Source organism: Rhodanobacter soli (genome assembly GCF_039523495.1).
GTDB lineage: Bacteria > Pseudomonadota > Gammaproteobacteria > Xanthomonadales > Rhodanobacteraceae > Rhodanobacter > Rhodanobacter soli.
Window position 1 is genome coordinate 1,059,322 of record NZ_BAAAFK010000001.1, and the last position, 16,110, is coordinate 1,075,431.

29 protein-coding genes are annotated in these 16,110 nt (G+C 62.7%); all 29 read left to right on the forward strand.

The genetic code is table 11. From position 1 onward, the window contains the following. Positions 1-91: 91 nt before the first annotated feature. The 29 genes from rpsJ to ABD024_RS04805 all read left to right on the forward strand — a co-directional run bounded on the left by rpsJ (position 92) and on the right by ABD024_RS04805 (position 16,059). Positions 92-403, forward strand: a complete 312-nt coding sequence (gene rpsJ, locus ABD024_RS04665; RefSeq protein ID WP_007082173.1) for a 30S ribosomal protein S10 — start codon at positions 92-94, stop codon at positions 401-403. Positions 404-423: 20 nt separating this feature from the next. Beyond that, the gene (gene rplC, locus ABD024_RS04670) at positions 424-1,065 is read left to right on the forward strand and encodes a 50S ribosomal protein L3 (protein ID WP_056386844.1); all 642 of its coding nucleotides are present in this window, start codon (positions 424-426) and stop codon (positions 1,063-1,065) included. 11 nt (positions 1,066-1,076) lie between these two features. Continuing rightward, positions 1,077-1,679 (forward strand): 50S ribosomal protein L4, encoded by a 603-nt coding sequence (rplD, locus tag ABD024_RS04675; RefSeq protein ID WP_056386841.1) that lies wholly within the window; start codon positions 1,077-1,079, stop codon positions 1,677-1,679. Continuing rightward, positions 1,676-1,969: a 50S ribosomal protein L23 gene (gene rplW, locus ABD024_RS04680; protein WP_056386840.1), complete on the forward strand. Its 294-nt coding sequence runs from the start codon at positions 1,676-1,678 to the stop codon at positions 1,967-1,969. The genes rplD and rplW overlap by 4 nt, the downstream gene beginning before the upstream one ends. 17 nt (positions 1,970-1,986) lie before the next feature. Beyond that, positions 1,987-2,811 carry a 50S ribosomal protein L2 gene (rplB, locus tag ABD024_RS04685; RefSeq protein ID WP_056386838.1) on the forward strand — a complete coding sequence of 275 codons (825 nt, stop codon included), beginning with the start codon at positions 1,987-1,989 and terminating at the stop codon, positions 2,809-2,811. Positions 2,812-2,823: 12 nt separating this feature from the next. After that, positions 2,824-3,096, forward strand: a complete 273-nt coding sequence (gene rpsS, locus ABD024_RS04690; RefSeq protein ID WP_056386835.1) for a 30S ribosomal protein S19 — start codon at positions 2,824-2,826, stop codon at positions 3,094-3,096. After that, positions 3,096-3,431: a 50S ribosomal protein L22 gene (gene rplV / locus ABD024_RS04695; protein ID WP_056386833.1), complete on the forward strand. Its 336-nt coding sequence runs from the start codon at positions 3,096-3,098 to the stop codon at positions 3,429-3,431. The genes rpsS and rplV overlap by 1 nt, the downstream gene beginning before the upstream one ends. A 15-nt stretch (positions 3,432-3,446) precedes the next feature. Next, complete coding sequence (rpsC, locus tag ABD024_RS04700; RefSeq protein ID WP_056386831.1) at positions 3,447-4,202, forward strand: 30S ribosomal protein S3; 756 nt, start codon at positions 3,447-3,449, stop codon at positions 4,200-4,202. Between the two features lie 11 nt (positions 4,203-4,213). Then, entirely contained in the window at positions 4,214-4,627 is a 414-nt protein-coding gene (gene rplP / locus ABD024_RS04705; RefSeq protein ID WP_056386829.1) for a 50S ribosomal protein L16, read from the forward strand. Continuing rightward, entirely contained in the window at positions 4,627-4,812 is a 186-nt protein-coding gene (gene rpmC, locus ABD024_RS04710) for a 50S ribosomal protein L29 (RefSeq protein ID WP_343850179.1), read from the forward strand. Before rplP ends, rpmC begins: the two co-directional genes overlap by 1 nt. A gap of 12 nt (positions 4,813-4,824) precedes the next feature. Continuing rightward, positions 4,825-5,085: a 30S ribosomal protein S17 gene (rpsQ, locus tag ABD024_RS04715; RefSeq protein WP_027485136.1), complete on the forward strand. Its 261-nt coding sequence runs from the start codon at positions 4,825-4,827 to the stop codon at positions 5,083-5,085. A 14-nt stretch (positions 5,086-5,099) separates the two neighbouring features. Further along, positions 5,100-5,468, forward strand: coding sequence for a 50S ribosomal protein L14 (gene rplN / locus ABD024_RS04720; RefSeq protein ID WP_007513359.1), 369 nt, complete (start codon positions 5,100-5,102; stop codon positions 5,466-5,468). Positions 5,469-5,481: 13 nt separating this feature from the next. After that, complete coding sequence (gene rplX / locus ABD024_RS04725) at positions 5,482-5,796, forward strand: 50S ribosomal protein L24 (protein ID WP_077516239.1); 315 nt, start codon at positions 5,482-5,484, stop codon at positions 5,794-5,796. Positions 5,797-5,804: 8 nt separating this feature from the next. Then, positions 5,805-6,347: a 50S ribosomal protein L5 gene (gene rplE / locus ABD024_RS04730; RefSeq protein ID WP_200935632.1), complete on the forward strand. Its 543-nt coding sequence runs from the start codon at positions 5,805-5,807 to the stop codon at positions 6,345-6,347. Between the two features lie 12 nt (positions 6,348-6,359). Next, positions 6,360-6,665, forward strand: a complete 306-nt coding sequence (gene rpsN, locus ABD024_RS04735; RefSeq protein ID WP_214555448.1) for a 30S ribosomal protein S14 — start codon at positions 6,360-6,362, stop codon at positions 6,663-6,665. Positions 6,666-6,884: 219 nt separating this feature from the next. Next, positions 6,885-7,280, forward strand: coding sequence for a 30S ribosomal protein S8 (gene rpsH, locus ABD024_RS04740; protein WP_343850185.1), 396 nt, complete (start codon positions 6,885-6,887; stop codon positions 7,278-7,280). Between the two features lie 11 nt (positions 7,281-7,291). Then, positions 7,292-7,819 carry a 50S ribosomal protein L6 gene (gene rplF / locus ABD024_RS04745; RefSeq protein WP_343850187.1) on the forward strand — a complete coding sequence of 176 codons (528 nt, stop codon included), beginning with the start codon at positions 7,292-7,294 and terminating at the stop codon, positions 7,817-7,819. A gap of 87 nt (positions 7,820-7,906) precedes the next feature. After that, positions 7,907-8,266 carry a 50S ribosomal protein L18 gene (rplR, locus tag ABD024_RS04750; RefSeq protein ID WP_343850189.1) on the forward strand — a complete coding sequence of 120 codons (360 nt, stop codon included), beginning with the start codon at positions 7,907-7,909 and terminating at the stop codon, positions 8,264-8,266. 107 nt (positions 8,267-8,373) lie between these two features. Then, positions 8,374-8,883: a 30S ribosomal protein S5 gene (rpsE, locus tag ABD024_RS04755; protein ID WP_056387080.1), complete on the forward strand. Its 510-nt coding sequence runs from the start codon at positions 8,374-8,376 to the stop codon at positions 8,881-8,883. Continuing rightward, positions 8,876-9,073, forward strand: coding sequence for a 50S ribosomal protein L30 (gene rpmD, locus ABD024_RS04760; protein WP_007513375.1), 198 nt, complete (start codon positions 8,876-8,878; stop codon positions 9,071-9,073). The genes rpsE and rpmD overlap by 8 nt, the downstream gene beginning before the upstream one ends. Continuing rightward, positions 9,073-9,510, forward strand: a complete 438-nt coding sequence (rplO, locus tag ABD024_RS04765; protein ID WP_343854501.1) for a 50S ribosomal protein L15 — start codon at positions 9,073-9,075, stop codon at positions 9,508-9,510. Before rpmD ends, rplO begins: the two co-directional genes overlap by 1 nt. A 4-nt stretch (positions 9,511-9,514) precedes the next feature. Further along, positions 9,515-10,837: a preprotein translocase subunit SecY gene (gene secY / locus ABD024_RS04770; protein WP_343850192.1), complete on the forward strand. Its 1,323-nt coding sequence runs from the start codon at positions 9,515-9,517 to the stop codon at positions 10,835-10,837. Between the two features lie 127 nt (positions 10,838-10,964). Continuing rightward, positions 10,965-11,321 (forward strand): 30S ribosomal protein S13, encoded by a 357-nt coding sequence (gene rpsM, locus ABD024_RS04775; protein ID WP_056386816.1) that lies wholly within the window; start codon positions 10,965-10,967, stop codon positions 11,319-11,321. Between the two features lie 12 nt (positions 11,322-11,333). Then, on the forward strand, positions 11,334-11,720 hold the full coding sequence (gene rpsK, locus ABD024_RS04780) for a 30S ribosomal protein S11 (protein WP_007513384.1): 387 nt from the start codon (positions 11,334-11,336) through the stop codon (positions 11,718-11,720). An 11-nt stretch (positions 11,721-11,731) separates the two neighbouring features. Further along, the gene (gene rpsD, locus ABD024_RS04785) at positions 11,732-12,358 is read left to right on the forward strand and encodes a 30S ribosomal protein S4 (RefSeq protein WP_056386814.1); all 627 of its coding nucleotides are present in this window, start codon (positions 11,732-11,734) and stop codon (positions 12,356-12,358) included. A gap of 15 nt (positions 12,359-12,373) precedes the next feature. Next, complete coding sequence (locus ABD024_RS04790) at positions 12,374-13,372, forward strand: DNA-directed RNA polymerase subunit alpha (protein ID WP_343850196.1); 999 nt, start codon at positions 12,374-12,376, stop codon at positions 13,370-13,372. A gap of 212 nt (positions 13,373-13,584) precedes the next feature. After that, entirely contained in the window at positions 13,585-13,968 is a 384-nt protein-coding gene (rplQ, locus tag ABD024_RS04795) for a 50S ribosomal protein L17 (RefSeq protein WP_343850198.1), read from the forward strand. 188 nt (positions 13,969-14,156) lie between these two features. Beyond that, complete coding sequence (locus ABD024_RS04800) at positions 14,157-14,660, forward strand: disulfide bond formation protein B (protein WP_343850200.1); 504 nt, start codon at positions 14,157-14,159, stop codon at positions 14,658-14,660. 28 nt (positions 14,661-14,688) lie between these two features. Beyond that, entirely contained in the window at positions 14,689-16,059 is a 1,371-nt protein-coding gene (locus tag ABD024_RS04805; RefSeq protein ID WP_343850202.1) for a class II 3-deoxy-7-phosphoheptulonate synthase, read from the forward strand. Positions 16,060-16,110: the final 51 nt, after the last annotated feature.

Genomic DNA, 16,110 nt, shown 5'->3' on the forward strand with positions numbered 1-16,110 from the left:
GGCGGTTGCCGATGTGGTGGCAAAGGGTAGTGCGAGGCGGTGAGAAGCCGCTTCGTTTCACATTACGTTCTTTCGACAACAGGACACGGTTATGGCGAACCAGAAGATTCGGATTCGGCTGAAGGCGTACGATCACCGGCTGATCGACCGCTCGGCCAGCGAGATTGTCGAGACGGCTAAGCGCACGGGTGCCACGGTACTCGGCCCGATTCCGCTTCCGACCAAGATCGAGCGTTACACCATCCTGACGTCGCCGCACGTCGACAAGGATGCACGCGACCAGTACGAGACTCGTACCCACAAGCGTGTGCTCGACATCGTCGACCCGAACGACAAAACCGTGGACGCGCTCATGAAGCTTGATCTCGCCGCTGGCGTCGATGTTCAGATCAAGCTCGGTTGAGCGACAGACAGGATACGAAGATGAGTATCGGATTGGTTGGCCGCAAATGCGGCATGAGCCGACTCTTCACTGAAGATGGCCGCTCGATTCCGGTGACGCTGATTGAAGCGACGCCGAACCGCGTGACCCAGTTGAAGACGGATGATAACGATGGCTACAGCGCCGTCCAGGTTTCGGCGGGCAGCAAGCGCGCGAACCTGCTGACGCAGCCGCTGAAGGGCCACTACGCGAAGGCCAAGGTTGAGCCGGGTCGTGGTTTGTGGGAGTTCCGCGTATCTGCCGACGATCTCGGCAAGTACACCGTGGGCGCCGAGATCAAGGCGGACGACGTGTTCTCCGTCGGCCAGATCGTCGATGTCGCCGGCGTGTCGAAGGGCAAGGGCTTCCAGGGCACGATCAAGCGCTGGAACTTCAAGATGGGTGACGCCACCCACGGTAACTCGCTGTCGCATCGCGCACCGGGTTCCATCGGTCAGCGCCAGACGCCGGGTCGCGTGTTTCCGGGCAAGAAGATGGCCGGTCACATGGGTGCCGTGCGCCGTTCGGCGCAGGGTCTCGAAGTGGTCAAGGTCGACGCCGAGCGTCACCTGATTGCGGTGAAGGGCGCGGTACCGGGTGCAACCGGTGGCGACGTCATCATCCGCCCGACGACCAAGGGTTGAGGAGAGTCGCCATGGAATTGAATGTCATTGGCGCCAAGCCGCTCAACGTGTCGGACGAAGTGTTCGGCGGTGAGTACAAGAAGGCCCTGGTCCATCAAGTCGTGATCGCCTATCAGGCGGCCGGTCGTGCCGGTACCCAGTCGCAGCTGTCGCGCGGCGAGATGTCCGGTACCACCAAGAAATTCAAGAAGCAGAAGGGCGGCGGTGCCCGTCACGGTGATTACCGTGCACCGATCTTTGTCGGTGGTGGCCGCACCTTCGCGGCGAAGCCGCGCAGCTACGAGCAGAAGGTCAATCGCAAGGCCTACCGCGTCGCGATCCGCTCGATCTTCTCCGAGCTGGTCCGTCAGGGCCGCCTGAAGGTCGTCGAGAGCTTTGGCGTCGAGACGCCGAAGACCTCCGCGATGGTGGCCAAGCTGGCCGAGCTGGAAGTTTCCGGTCGCGTGCTGCTGGTGTCGGAAGACGCCTCCGAGGCGGTGTTCCTGGCTGCCCGCAACATCCCGTATATCCATGTGCTGGACGTGATGGCCTTGAACCCGGTCAGCCTGGTCGGTTCCGATCAGGTGGTGATGACGGTTGAGGCCGTGAAGAAGGTCGAGGAGTGGCTGGCATGAACAACGAACGCATTCTCGACACGCTGCGCGCGCCGCACATCTCCGAGAAATCGGCGCGCTTGGCCGAGCACAACCAGTACGTATTCGTGGTTGCCCCCGCGGCAACCAAGGCCGATGTCCGCGCTGCCGTGGAGAAGCTGTTCGATGTCAAGGTCGAGCAGGTGAACCTCGTCAACACCAAGGGCAAGGTCAAAGCCTTCCGTCAACGCGCTGGCAGCCGCCAGGGCAAGCGTAAGGCCTATGTGCGTCTTGCCGATGGCCAGACCATCGACGTTTCCGCCAAGGCCTGAGCCAGGAGTTCTGTGAGATGGCACTAATCAACCACAAGCCGACCTCGCCGGGTCGTCGTGACGCAGTCAGCGTCAAGACGGAAGGCCTGCACAAGGGCGCGCCGTACGCGGCGTTGACCGAGTCGCAGTCGCGCACCGGCGGTCGCAATCATCATGGCCGCATCACCGTGCGTCATCGCGGCGGCGGTCACAAGCAGCATTACCGCATCATCGACTTCAAGCGTGACAAGGAAGGCATCGCCGCCCGCGTCGAGCGCATCGAATACGATCCGAACCGCACCGCACATATCGCGTTGCTGTGCTACGCCGACGGCGAGCGCCGTTACATCATCGCGCCGAAGGGTGTGCAGGTGGACGATCGCCTGGTGTCCGGCCGTGATGCGCCGATCAAGGCCGGCAACTGCCTGCAGCTGCGCAACATTCCGATGGGCAGCACGATTCATTGCATCGAGCTGCGTCCCGGCAAGGGCGCGCAGATCGCCCGCAGCGCCGGCGCCTCGGTGCAGCTGGTCGCCCGCGAGTCCGGTTATGCCACGCTGCGTCTGCGCTCCGGCGAGATGCGTCGCGTCTCGGTCGATTGCCGCGCCACCATTGGTGAAGTCGGCAACGGCGAGCACAGCCTGAAGAAGCTCGGCAAGGCCGGCGCCAAGCGCTGGCTGGGTATTCGCCCGACCGTTCGCGGCGTGGTGATGAACCCGGTCGACCATCCGCACGGCGGTGGTGAAGGCAAGACTTCTGGCGGTCGTCATCCGGTCAGCCCGTGGGGCACGCCGGCCAAGGGCTACAAGACCCGTAACAACAAGCGCACGCAGCAGTTCATCGTGCGTCGTCGTACCAAGTAACAGGAAGCCGACATGCCGCGTTCTCTGAAGAAAGGTCCGTTCGTCGACCTTCACCTCGTAAAGAAGGTGGAAGCTGCGGTTTCCGCCCACAACAAGCGCCCGATCAAGACCTGGTCGCGTCGCTCGATGATCCTGCCGGAAATGGTCGGCTTGACCATCGCCATCCACAACGGCCGTCAGCACGTGCCCGTCCTGATCAACGAGAACATGGTCGGGCACAAGCTCGGTGAGTTCGCGGTGACCCGTACATTCAAAGGCCATGTCGGCGACAAGAAGGGCAAGTGATGAGCACTGAAGCCAAAGCGATCCTGCGCGGCGCCCGCATTTCGGCGCAAAAGGCACGCCTGGTGGCTGATCTGGTCCGCGGACTTCCCGTGGGCCGGGCCAGCGACGTGCTCACCTACACCAACAAGAAGGCCGCACTCCTTGTCCGCAAGGTGCTGCTGTCGGCCGTCGCCAACGCCGAGAACAATCTCGGCGCCGACGTCGACGAACTGAAGGTGGCCAGCATCTTTGTCGACGAAGGTCCGGCGATGAAACGCATGTATGCCCGCGCCAAAGGCCGCGGTTCGCGCATTCTCAAGCGCACCAGCCACATCACTGTGGTTGTTGGTAACTGACCGGGGACATAGACGATGGGTCATAAAGTTCATCCCACCGGTATCCGCCTCGGCATTGCCAAGGACTGGAACTCGAAGTGGTACGCAAACAAGGCTGACTACGCCAAGTATCTCGTGGCCGACATCAAAGTCCGCGACATGCTGAAGAAGAAGCTGGCTGCCGCCGGCATCTCGAAGATCCAGATCGAGCGCCCGGCCAAGACCGCGCGCGTGACGATTCACACCGCCCGCCCGGGCGTGGTGATCGGCAAGAAGGGCGAGGATATCGAGAAGCTGCGCAAGGAAGTCAGCGACATGATGGGCGTCCCGACGCACATCAACGTCAGCGAAGTGCGCAAGCCCGAGCTGGACGCGCAGCTGGTGGCCGAGTCGATCGCGCAGCAGTTGGAGCGCCGCATCATGTTCCGCCGCGCGATGAAGCGCTCGGTCGGTAACGCGATGCGCCTGGGCGCGCTGGGCATCAAGATCAACGTGTCCGGTCGTCTGAACGGTGCCGAGATCGCCCGCTCCGAATGGAGTCGCGAAGGTCGCGTGCCGCTGCATACGCTGCGCGCGGACATCGACTACGGCTTCGCCGAGGCAAGCACGACCTACGGCATCATCGGCATCAAGGTGTGGGTCTACAAGGGCGAGATCTTCGATCTGACCCAGATTGGCCAGGAGTCGAAGGACGAGTCGTCCTCGCAGCCGCGCCGCGAAGGTGGCGAAGGTCGTCGTAATGATTCGCGTCGCGAGGCCGGTGACGGCCGCCGCGAGCGGTCTGCGAAGTAAGGAGAGTTGCCATGTTGCAACCCAAGCGAACCAAATACCGCAAGCAGTTCAAGGGCCGTAACGACGGTCTGGCGCAGTGTTCCAACCTCGTCAGCTTTGGCGAGTACGGCCTGAAGGCTACGACCCACGGCGCGCTCACCGCACGCCAGATCGAAGCCGCCCGTCGTTGCATCACCCGTTTCGTCAAGCGTGGCGGCAAGTTGTGGATCCGCGTGTTCCCGGACAAGCCGATCACCAAGAAGCCGATCGAAGTCCGCATGGGCGCGGGCAAGGGCAGTGTCGAGTTCTGGGTCGCACCGATCCAGCCTGGCCGCATGCTCTATGAAATCGAGGGTGTCGACGAGTTGACGGCTCGCGAGGCGTTCCGCCTGGCCGCCGCCAAGCTGTCGGTACAGACCCAGTTTGTGACCCGGGCGGTGATGTGATGGCCAGCAAAGATATCAACAACCAGTCGGCCGAAGAGTTGCAGAAGCATCTGCTGGACCTGCGCAAGGAGCAGTTCAATCTGCGCATGCAGAAGGGTTCCGGCCAGCTCACTCAGCCGCACCAGCTCCGCCGCGTTCGGCGTGACATCGCCCGCACGAAGTTCGTGCTCGGCGGCAAGAAGTAAGGGACGGCCGACATGAGCGACAACAACAAGCAGACGCGCACCCTCGAGGGTCGCGTCACCAGCAACAAGATGGACAAGACGGTCACGGTCCTGGTCGAGCGCCAGGAACAGCACTGGCTGCTCGGCAAGATCATCCGCCGGTCGACCAAGCTGCATGCGCAGGACGATCTGGGTGCGAATGAGGGCGACCTCGTGCGTATCGCGGAATGCCGTCCACTGTCCAAGACCAAACATCACCGCGTGGTTGAAATCATCACGCGCGCCAACGTCTAAGGGAGGGTGCAGACATGATCCAGATGCAAAGCACGCTTTCCGCAGCGGACAACAGCGGCGCGAAAGAACTGATGTGCATCAAGGTGCTCGGCGGCTCCAAGCGCCGTTACGCCGCGATCGGTGACGTGATCAAGGTCACCGTGAAGGATGCGATCCCGCGCGGCAAGGTCAAGAAGGGCGAGGTGTACAACGCCGTGGTGGTGCGTACCGCCAAGGGCGTGCGTCGTCCCGATGGTTCGCTGATCCGTTTCGACGGCAATGCAGCGGTCCTCCTCAACAACAAGCTCGAGCCGATCGGTACCCGTATTTTCGGGCCGGTTACCCGCGAGCTGCGCAGCGAGAAGTTCATGAAGATCGTCTCGCTTGCTCCCGAAGTGCTCTGAGCGGAGTCAAGAAATGAACCGTATCCGCAAGGGTGATCAGGTCCTCGTGATCACCGGCAAGAACAAGGGTCAGCGCGGCGATGTGCTGCGTGTTGCAGACGATCGCGTGTTCGTCTCCAACGTGAATCTGATCAAGCGCCACACCAAGCCGAATCCCCAGGCCAACCAGGCTGGCGGTATCGTCGAGCGTGAAGCCTCGATCCATCTCTCCAATGTGCAGCTGTTCAACCCCGCCACGAACAAGGGTGAACGCGTCGGCACCAAAACGCTCGAAGATGGGCGCAAGGTCCGCGTGTTCCGTTCGACTGGCGAGGTCGTGGACGCGTAAGGAACACGATCATGACGCGCCTTGAAAATTTCTACAAAGAGCAGGTAGTTGCCAAGCTCACCGAGCAGTTCGGCTACCAGAACGTGATGCAGGTTCCCCGCATCACCAAGATCACGCTGAACATGGGCGTGGGCGAAGCTGCGGGCAACAAGAAAGTGCTCGAGAACGCCGTGGCCGACATGGCCAAGATCTCCGGCCAGAAGCCGATCACGACCAAGGCGCGCGTTTCCGTCGCCTCGTTCAAGATCCGCGACGGCTGGCCGATCGGCTGCAAAGTCACCTTGCGCCGCGCGCAGATGTTCGAGTTCCTCGATCGCCTGATCAACATCTCGCTGCCGCGCGTGCGCGACTTCCGCGGTGTCTCGGGCAAGGCCTTCGACGGCCGTGGCAACTACAACTTCGGTATCAAGGAACAGATCATCTTCCCTGAGATCGACTTCGACCAGGTCGATGCGCTGCGTGGCATGGATATCTCCATCACCACCACCGCCAAGACCGACGAAGAGGCGAAAGCCCTGCTGGCCGCGTTCAGCTTCCCGTTCCGCAACTGATAGGCGTAATCCATGGCCAAGACATCAATGGTGAACCGCGATATCAAGCGGACCAAACTCGTCCAGAAGTTCGCTGCCAAGCGCGCTGAACTGAAGGCGACCGTGCTGAGCCCCAGCTCCTCCTACGAGGAGAAGATGGAAGCCCAGTCCAAGCTGCAGAAGCTGCCGCGCGACGCCAGCCCGGTGCGCCAGCGCACCCGTTGTGCGTTGACCGGTCGCCCGCGTGCCGTCTACGCCAAGTTTGGCCTGGGCCGCAACAAGCTGCGTGAAGCGACCATGCGCGGCGACGTGCCGGGTCTGCGCAAGGCCAGCTGGTAATACAAAAGCCGGAGTCGCTCGGGGCGCAAGCGTCGCGAGCGACTCACCGGGCTGCTCAATAAGCAGCCGCTGATGCGACTACCGCATCGAGATTCGCTAAAACCTGAAATTGCTGATATAGTCGGCGGTCTGCGCAAGGCAGGCTGCCGTTTGTGGCGGCTCACAATCTGATTGATTTCCGGTTTTATCGGATATCGGTGCACTCTGAAGGATGTTTTCATGAGCATGACTGATCCCATCGCCGATCTGTTCACGCGCGTCCGCAATGCCCAGGCCATGGGCAAGCCGACCGTGCGTATGCCGTCGTCGAAACTGAAGTTGGCGATCGCCAACCTTCTCAAGAACGAGGGCTACATCCTCGACGCCAAGACTTCCGCCGAGGAAGGCAAGCCGGTGCTCGAGCTCAAGCTCAAGTATTTCGAGGGCCAGCCGGCCATCGAGCGCATTTCTCGTGTCAGCCGCTCCGGCCTGCGTGTGTATCGCGGCAAGGACGAACTGCCGAAGGTCCTTGGCGGCCTTGGTATCTCGATCATCTCGACTTCCGCTGGTCTGTTGACCGATGCGCAGGCCCGTGCCAAGGGTCTGGGCGGCGAAGTCATCGGCCAAGTGGCATAAGGAGTCTTTCGATGTCACGTGTTGCCAAACAACCAATTTCCCTGCCCAAGGGCGTCGAGATGACTGTCGGTAGCGACAGCATTTCGGTGAAGGGCCCGAAGGGCACGCTGTCCGTGCATCACCTGCCGGGCGTCAGCGTCGCCGTGGACAATGGCGTTGCGAACATCAGCCTCGTTGATGGCGCCGACGACAAGTTCGGCGGTACCGCGCGTGCGCTGCTGTCCAACATGGTCACCGGTGTCTCCACCGGCTACGAGCGCAAGCTTGAGCTGGTCGGCGTCGGCTACCGCGTTTCCATGCAGGGCAAGTCGCTGAACCTGAGCCTGGGCTTTTCCCACCCGGTGGTGTTCGAGGCGCCGGAAGGCATCAGCATCGAAACCCCGACGCAGACCGAAGTCCTGATCAAGGGCGCCGACAAGCAGGCGGTGGGCCAGGTGGCGGCCAAGATTCGCGGTTTCCGTCCGCCGGAGCCCTACAAGGGCAAGGGCGTGCGCTATGCCGGTGAGAAGATCACGCTGAAGGAAGCCAAGAAGGCGTAATGCGGGTCCCTCCGCGAAGGTCGGTCATTTATGACCGGCTCTTCAAAAGAGCCCAACCCCATCCAGCCGATCCGCTTTCGAGGAATTATGACGATGAACAAGAACGAAAACCGCCTGCGCCGTGCCAAGTCCACGCGTGCCCACATCCGCAAGTTGGCCGTGGCTCGCCTGTCGGTGCACCGTACCGGTCAGCACATTTATGCGCAGGTGTTCGACGCCTCCGGCAAGAACGTGGTGGCTGCCGCCTCCACCGTGCAGAAGTCGGTCGCCGAGGGCCTCAAGGGCACCAAGAACTTGGCCGCTGCTGCCGCGGTAGGCAAGGCAGTCGCCGAGCGCGCGAAGGCTGCAGGCATCGAATCGGTCGCGTTCGACCGCTCCGGTTTCCGCTACCACGGTCGCATCCAGGCGCTGGCCGATGCAGCACGCGAGGCCGGCTTGAAGTTCTAAGCGGTACCCGGGTCAGGGCGCAGCCCTGATTTCCACAGCGACACCTACAACTCCAAGCGGCTCAGCCGCAAGCAAAGTCCCGGTTCGCCGGGCACATGGAAAAGAACATGTCTTCTACCGATCGCGAAAATTCCGACGGCCTGCTGGAAAAGTTGATTGCCGTCAACCGTGTGGCCAAGACCGTCAAGGGTGGCCGTCAGATGAGCTTCACCGCACTGACCGTGGTTGGTGACGGCGAGGGCAAGGTTGGCTTCGGTTATGGCAAGGCGCGTGAAGTGCCGGTTGCCATCTCCAAGGCCATGGAGCGTGCCCGCCGCCAGATGGTGAACATCGAACTGAATAACGGCACCCTGTGGTACGCCGTGAAGGCGAATCATGGTGCCGCCCGCGTCTATATGCAGCCCGCTTCCGAAGGTACCGGCGTGATCGCCGGTGGCGCCATGCGCGCCGTGCTGGAAGTGGTCGGCGTCAAGAACGTGCTGGCCAAGGCCGTGGGTTCGCGCAATCCGATCAACCTGGTGCGCGCCACCATCAAGGGCCTGCAGGCGGTTGCCTCGCCCAAGAAGATCGCCGCCAAGCGTGGCAAGACCCTGGAAGAGGTGCTGGGCAATGGCTAAGAAGAACGAAACCGCCGCCACCGTGCGCGTGCGCCTGGTCAAGGGTCTGCGCGGCGTGCAGGCACGCCATCGCCTGAGCGTCAAAGCGCTGGGCCTGGGCAAGATCGATGACGTCCGTGAGTTGAAGGACAGCCCGCAGGTCCGTGGCCTGATCAACACGGTCTACTACCTGGTTCGGGTCGAGGAGTAATCATCATGCGTCTCAATGACATCAAGCCGGCCGCCGGTTCCCACAAGACGCGCCTGCGCGTCGGTCGCGGCATCGGTTCGGGCATGGGCAAGACTGCCGGTCGCGGCCACAAGGGTCAGCATGCCCGTGCGGGCGGCACCCACAAGTATGGTTTCGAAGGCGGCCAGATGCCGCTGAATCGTCGGATGCCGAAGGTCGGTTTCCGCTCGAAGTTGAAGGTCGCGAGCCAGGAAGTGTTCCTGTATCAGCTGGCCAATCTCAAGGCTGACGTGATCGACGTCGTCGTGCTGCATCAGGCTGGCCTGATCGACAGCCGCGCGAAGAAGGTCAAGGTCGTCCTCAAGGGTGAAATCGGTCGCGCGGTGAAGTTGTCCGGTCTGCTGGCTACCGCCGGCGCCAAGGCAGCCATCGAGGCTGCCGGCGGCAGCGTGGAGTAATCAGGTGGCAGCAGCCAAGGGCAACGCACTCGGCAAGCTCGGCAAACTGACGGAGCTTCGTCAGCGCATTTTCTTCGTGATCGGTGCGCTGGTGGTGTTTCGGCTCGGTTCGTTCATCCCGGTCCCGGGCGTCAATCCGGAGGCGATGACCAATCTGGTCAACGGCAATGGCCTGATGGACATGTTCAACATGTTCTCGGGTGGTGCGCTGGAACGCTTCTCGGTATTCGCGCTCGGCGTGATTCCGTACATTTCGGCGTCGATCGTGTTCCAGATGATGGGCGCGGTGGTGCCGAGCCTGCAGAGCCTGCGCAAGGAAGGCGAGGCCGGCAAGCGCAAGATGACGATGTATACGCGCTATGCCACGGTGGCCTTGGCGGCGTTCCAGTCGTTCGGCATTGCGGTGGCGCTGCAGGGCCAGGTCGCGGCCGGTGGCGCACCGGTGGTTTATACACCGGGTTTCGGTTTCATCTTTTCGTCCGTGGTCGGGCTTACCGCCGGCACCATGTTCCTGATGTGGCTGGGCGAGCAGATGACCGAGCGCGGTGTCGGCAACGGCATTTCGCTGCTGATATTCGCCGGTATCGTCGCCGGCCTGCCGGGGGCGGTGGTACATACCCTGGGCATGGCCAGCAACGGTGAGTTGTCGCTGATCAAGTTGTTGATGGTGTTTGGTCTGGCGTTGGCGGTGACGGCGTTCGTGGTGTTCATGGAGCGCGCCCAGCGGCGCATCACGGTGAACTACGCACGGCGTTCCGGCGGGCAGAAGGCCTATCAGAACCAGAGTTCGAACCTGCCGTTGAAGATCAATATGGCGGGTGTGATTCCGCCGATCTTCGCCTCGAGCCTGCTGATGTTCCCGGCCACGGCGATCAGCTGGTTCAGCACCGGGCAGCAGTCGCGCTGGCTGCAGGATCTGACCCAGGCACTGAGCCCAGGCAACCCGTTGTACGAGACGGTGTCTTCGATACTGGTGATGGGTTTTGCGTTCTTCTACACGGCGATCGTGTTCAACGCCGATGAGACGGCCGACAACCTCAAGCGGTCGGGTGCGCTGATCCCGGGCATCCGTCCGGGCAAGGCCACAGCCAGTTACATCGATGCGGTGATGACTCGTCTGACCGGTGTCGGTGCGTTGTATCTGGTGGCGGTGTGTCTGGTGCCGTCGTTCATGCAGAACGCCTGGCATGTACCGTTTTACTTCGGTGGCACGTCGCTGCTGATCGTGGTGGTTGTGGTGATGGATTTCACGTCTCAGGTGCAGGCGCACCTGGTCAGTCACCAATACGAAAGTCTGCTCAAGAAGGCCAATCTCCGCCGCAGCTGAGGCTGCGGTTTGGTTGGTCAAAGTCGGGGAGTGGCGACACCGCGGTGTCGCAGGGCTTTCCAGTTAGGGTAATTCAGGTTAAAATTGCGCGTTTACCGCGCACGAAACGCATCGGAGAAAGTACATCATGGCGCGCATCGCGGGTGTCAATTTGCCGGTCCAGAAGCATGTCTGGGTTGGTCTGCAGAGCATTTACGGTATCGGCCGCAGCCGGGCCAAGAAGGTCTGCGTGGATGCTGGCGTGGTTCCGACCACCCAGATCAAGTCCCTCAGTGAAGGCGAGGTGGAGAAGATCCGCCATGAGATCGCCAAGTACACCGTCGAAGGCGATCTGCGCCGTGAGGTGGGCATGGCCATCAAGCGTCTGATGGACCTGGGTTGCTACCGTGGCCTGCGCCATCGTCGTGGCCTGCCGGTGCGCGGTCAGCGCACACGTACCAACGCACGTACCCGCAAGGGTCCCCGTCGCGCAATCAAGAAGTAACGGATTCCGAATATGGCTAAGCCGGTCAAGACCAAGAAGAAGATCAAGCGCGTTGTCACGGATGCCGTGGCCCACGTGCAGGCCTCCTTCAACAACACCATCGTCACCATCACCGATCGTCAGGGCAATGCCTTGTCGTGGGCTACCGCCGGCGGCGCCGGTTTTCGTGGCTCGCGCAAGTCGACCCCGTTCGCTGCCCAGGTGGCCGCCGAAAAGGCCGGCCGCGCGGCAGGCGACTACGGCGTGAAGACGGTGGAAGTACGCATCAAGGGCCCCGGCCCGGGCCGCGAGTCGGCGGTGCGTTCGCTGAACGCGTTGGGCTACAAGGTGCTCAACATCATCGACGTCACGCCGATTCCGCACAACGGCTGCCGTCCCCCCAAGAAGCGTCGAGTCTAAGGAGCATACCCATGGCCCGTTATCGTGGAGCTACCTGCAAACTCGCCCGTCGTGAGGGTGCAGATCTCAGCCTGAAGAGCCCGGCGCGCGCGCTGGACTCCAAGTGCAAGCTGGAAAACAAGCCCGGCCAGCATGGCGCGAACAAGCGCATGCGCATGTCCGACTATGCCGTGCAGCTGCGTGAAAAGCAGAAGGTCAAGCGCATCTACGGTGTGCTCGAGCGCCAGTTCAGCAACTACTACACCAAGGCATCGACGTCCAAGGGCAACACCGGTGAAAACCTGTTGCGCCTGCTCGAAAGCCGCTTGGACAACGTCGTCTATCGCATGGGCTTCGCGGTCACGCGCGCCCAGGCTCGTCAGCTGGTTGCCCACAAGGCGATCCTGGTGAACGGCAAGAAGGTGAACATCCCTTCGTACCAGGTTCGTCCGGGCGACGCGATCGCGTTGACCGAGCGCGCCCGCAGCCAGCTGCGCGTGCAGGAAGCGGCGACCGTATTCGACACCATGGACCTGCGTCCGGTCTGGGTCGAGGTCGACGCCAAGAAATTCGAAGGTACGTTCAAGTCGGTGCCGGATCGCGGTGATCTGCCGTCCGACATCAATGAAGCACTGATCGTCGAGCTTTACTCGAAGTAATCACCGGAGCTCTGCATGGCAGTTTCGTCAACTAGTGTGCTGCGGCCTCGGGGCCTCAGCGTCGAACAGCTCGGAGCCAACCGCGCCAAGGTGGTGGTCGAGCCGCTCGAGCGTGGCTTCGGCCATACCCTGGGCAACGCGCTGCGCCGCGTGCTGCTCTCCTCGATTCCTGGCAGTGCCATCGTCGAGGTGGAAATCGATGGCGTGCTGCACGAATACACCACTCTGGAAGGCCTGCAGGAGGACGTCATTGAAGTCCTGCTCAACCTCAAGGACGTGGCGATTCGTCAGCATACGGGTGATGAAGTCACCCTGACCCTGTCGAAGAAGGGCAAGGGCGTGGTCACGGCCGGCGACATCGTCGTCGACCATTCGGTGGAAATCATCAACCCCGAACACGTGATCTGCCACTTGACCAAGGACATCGCGCTCAACATGCGCCTGAAGGTGCGTCGTGGTGTCGGCTACCAGCCGGCCAGCTCGCGCCAGCATCCGGATGACGAGGCGCGCCCGATCGGTCGCCTGCAGCTGGACGCGTCGTTCGCGCCGGTGCTGCGCGTGGCCTACGAGGTGGACGCAGCTCGTGTCGAGCAGCGCACCAACCTCGACAAGCTGGTGCTGGACATCGAGACCAACGGCACGATCGGTGCTGAAGACGCGGTCCGCAAGGCCGCCGAGATCATCAACGACCAGCTGTCGGTGTTCGGTGACTTCTCGCGTCGCGAGAGCGCCACCGACAAGGCGGAGAAGAGCGGTTTCGACCCGCTGCTGCTGCGTCCGATCGACGATCTGGAGCTGACCGTGCGTTCGGCGAACTGCCTGAAGGCCGAGAGCATCTACTACATCGGCGACCTGGTGCAGAAGACCGAGGTCGAGCTGCTGAAGACGCCGAACCTGGGCAAGAAGTCGCTGACCGAAATCAAGGACGTGCTGGGCGGGCGTGGTCTCGCACTGGGCATGAAACTCGAGAACTGGCCGCCGCCGGGCTTGTCCCACGGCATGCAGTTGGGTTGATGAGCTTTGCCGGCGCGATCGATTGCTGATCGCCCCGGCAGGAACGACTGGGCGAGCGGGTACATGACGGCTCGCCAGGCACCATAAGCAGCCATTCAAGGCTGCACTCTTCAGAAAAGCCCGTTCCCACAGGGCTTTTTATAAGCGGGTAACCGCGGGAAGCCGGACCTGAGCGCCGGCTTTTCATAACAACAGACAGAGAGTTTTTCGCCATGCGCCACCAAAAATCCGGACGCAAACTCAACCGCACCAGCAGCCACCGCGAAGCGATGTTTCGCAACATGGCCTCGTCACTGGTGAAGCACGAGCTGATCCGCACCACCCTGCCCAAGGCGAAGGAACTTCGCCGTGTAGCCGAGCCGCTGATCACGCTCGCCAAGGTCGACGGTGTGGCCAATCGCCGCCTTGCCTTCTCGCGCATGCGCGACAAGGAAGCGGTCGGCAAGCTGTTCGTCGAGCTGGGGCCGCGTTACAAGGAGCGTCCCGGCGGCTACCTGCGCATCCTCAAGTGCGGCTTCCGCCCGGGCGACAATGCGCCGATGGCGTATGTCGAGCTGGTCGGTCGCCCGCAGGTCGAAGCTGTCGACGCCGAATAAGTCTGTCGGCCGCGGTCGATAGGGCTCGGCATTCAGACGTCCAAACACGAAACCCGGCCGGGCGACCTGCCGGGTTTTCGTGTATGTGGGCATCGACGAACCGGATATTTCCCCCGGGATGCCGCAAGCCTGCTGACAGCGCCCCGGCGAACAGGTAAGGTCATTGTTCCGCAACGCAACAATCCGCCATGAATCCATTCCGCTGGTCGTACCGTGTCAGTTTTCTCGTCGGTTTCCTGATCTGCGCAGGCCTGCTCGGCTTTGCGCTGTATGCCGAATACGGGCTGGGCATGACACCGTGCCCGCTGTGCGTCTTCCAGCGCATCGCCTTCCTGTTCATGGCGCTGTTTTTCCTGCTGGGCGGGCTGCATGCGCCACGCGGCAACGGCCGCTGGGCCTATGCGGGGCTGGTGCTGGCGAGTGCCGTGGGCGGCATCGTTACTGCCGGCCGCCATCTGTGGCTGCAGAGTCTGCCGGCCGACCAGGTGCCCTCCTGCGGCCCCGGGCTGGGTTACATGCTGGACGCGTTCCCGTTGTCGAAGCTGTTGAAGCTGGTGTTCACCGGTTCCGGCGAGTGCGCCAAGGTTGAGCCCATCCTCGGCCTGCCGATGCCAGCCTGGAGCCTGCTGTGGTTCGTCGCGCTGGCCGTGCTGGCGGTCGTGGCGGCGTGGCGCCGGGCCGCATCGAAGTGAATGCCCCTGCTGTTGCCAAGGCCGTGCGATGAATCCTGTTTTGCCGAACACGTTTACGCCCAGTGACTGGACTCCCGGTTCCTGGCAGCAGCGCGTGGCGCTGCAGCAGCCGCATTACGACGATGCGGTCGAGCTGGCCCAGGCCAGCGTGCATCTTGCCCAGTTGCCGCCACTGGTGACGTCGTGGGAGGTGCTGGCGCTGAAGCAGGCACTGGCCGAGGCGCAGGAAGGCGGGCGTTTCCTGTTGCAGGGTGGCGACTGCGCGGAAAGCTTCGCCGACTGCACCAGCCCGGTGATTTCCAACCGGCTGAAGGTGCTGCTGCAGATGAGCCTGGTGCTGGTGCACGGGCTGAAGAAGCCGGTGCTGCGGGTGGGCCGTTTTGCCGGGCAATACGCGAAGCCGCGCTCGACCGATACCGAGACCCGCGACGGCGTGACCCTGCCGAGCTTTCGTGGCGACGTGGTCAACAGTCCGGCGTTCACCGCCGAGGCGCGTCGTCCCGATCCGCAACGGCTGATCCGGGCGCATGCGCATTCCGCGCTGACGATGAACTTCGTGCGCGCGCTGATCGACGGCGGCTTTGCCGATCTGCATCATCCGGAGTACTGGGACCTGGCCTGGGTCGAGCATTCGCCGCTGGCTGCCGAGTACCGGCAGATGGTCGCCGCCATCGGCGACTCGCTGCGCTTCATGGAGACCCTGGCCGGCCCGATCGCCGGGTTCTCCAAGGTGGATTTCTTCACTTCGCACGAAGCGCTGCTGCTGCATTACGAGCAGGCGCTGACCCGCCAGGTGCCGCGCCACCCCGGCTGGTTCAACCTGTCCACCCACTTTCCGTGGATCGGCATGCGCACGGCGGCGCTGGACGGTGCCCACGTGGAGTATTTCCGTGGCATCCGCAATCCAGTCGCGGTGAAGGTGGGGCCTTCGGTGACACCCGGGCAACTGCTGCCGCTGATCGATGCGCTGAACCCGCGTGACGAGCCGGGGCGGCTGACCCTGATCCATCGCATGGGCAACGCGAAGATCGCGACCGCGCTGCCACCGCTGCTGGAAGCGGTGAAGCGCGAGGGCCGGCGCGTGCTGTGGGTGGCCGATCCGATGCACGGCAATACCGAGAACACCTCGAATGGCCACAAGACCCGCCGCTTCGACAACATCCGCGGCGAGCTGGAGCAGGCGTTCGACCTCCATGCGGCGGCCGGTACCCGACTCGGCGGCGTGCACCTGGAGCTGACCGGCGAGGATGTCACCGAATGCATGGGTGGCGCCCGCGACCTGTCCGAGAGCGACCTCGACCGTGCCTACAAGTCGATGGTCGATCCGCGCCTGAACTACGAGCAGTCGCTGGAGCTGGCGATGTTGATCGTGCGCAAGTCGGTGGGCGGACAGGGCTGACGCGCCAGGTCGGGCGTACGATGAAAAGGCGGCCACCGGCCGCCTTTTCCC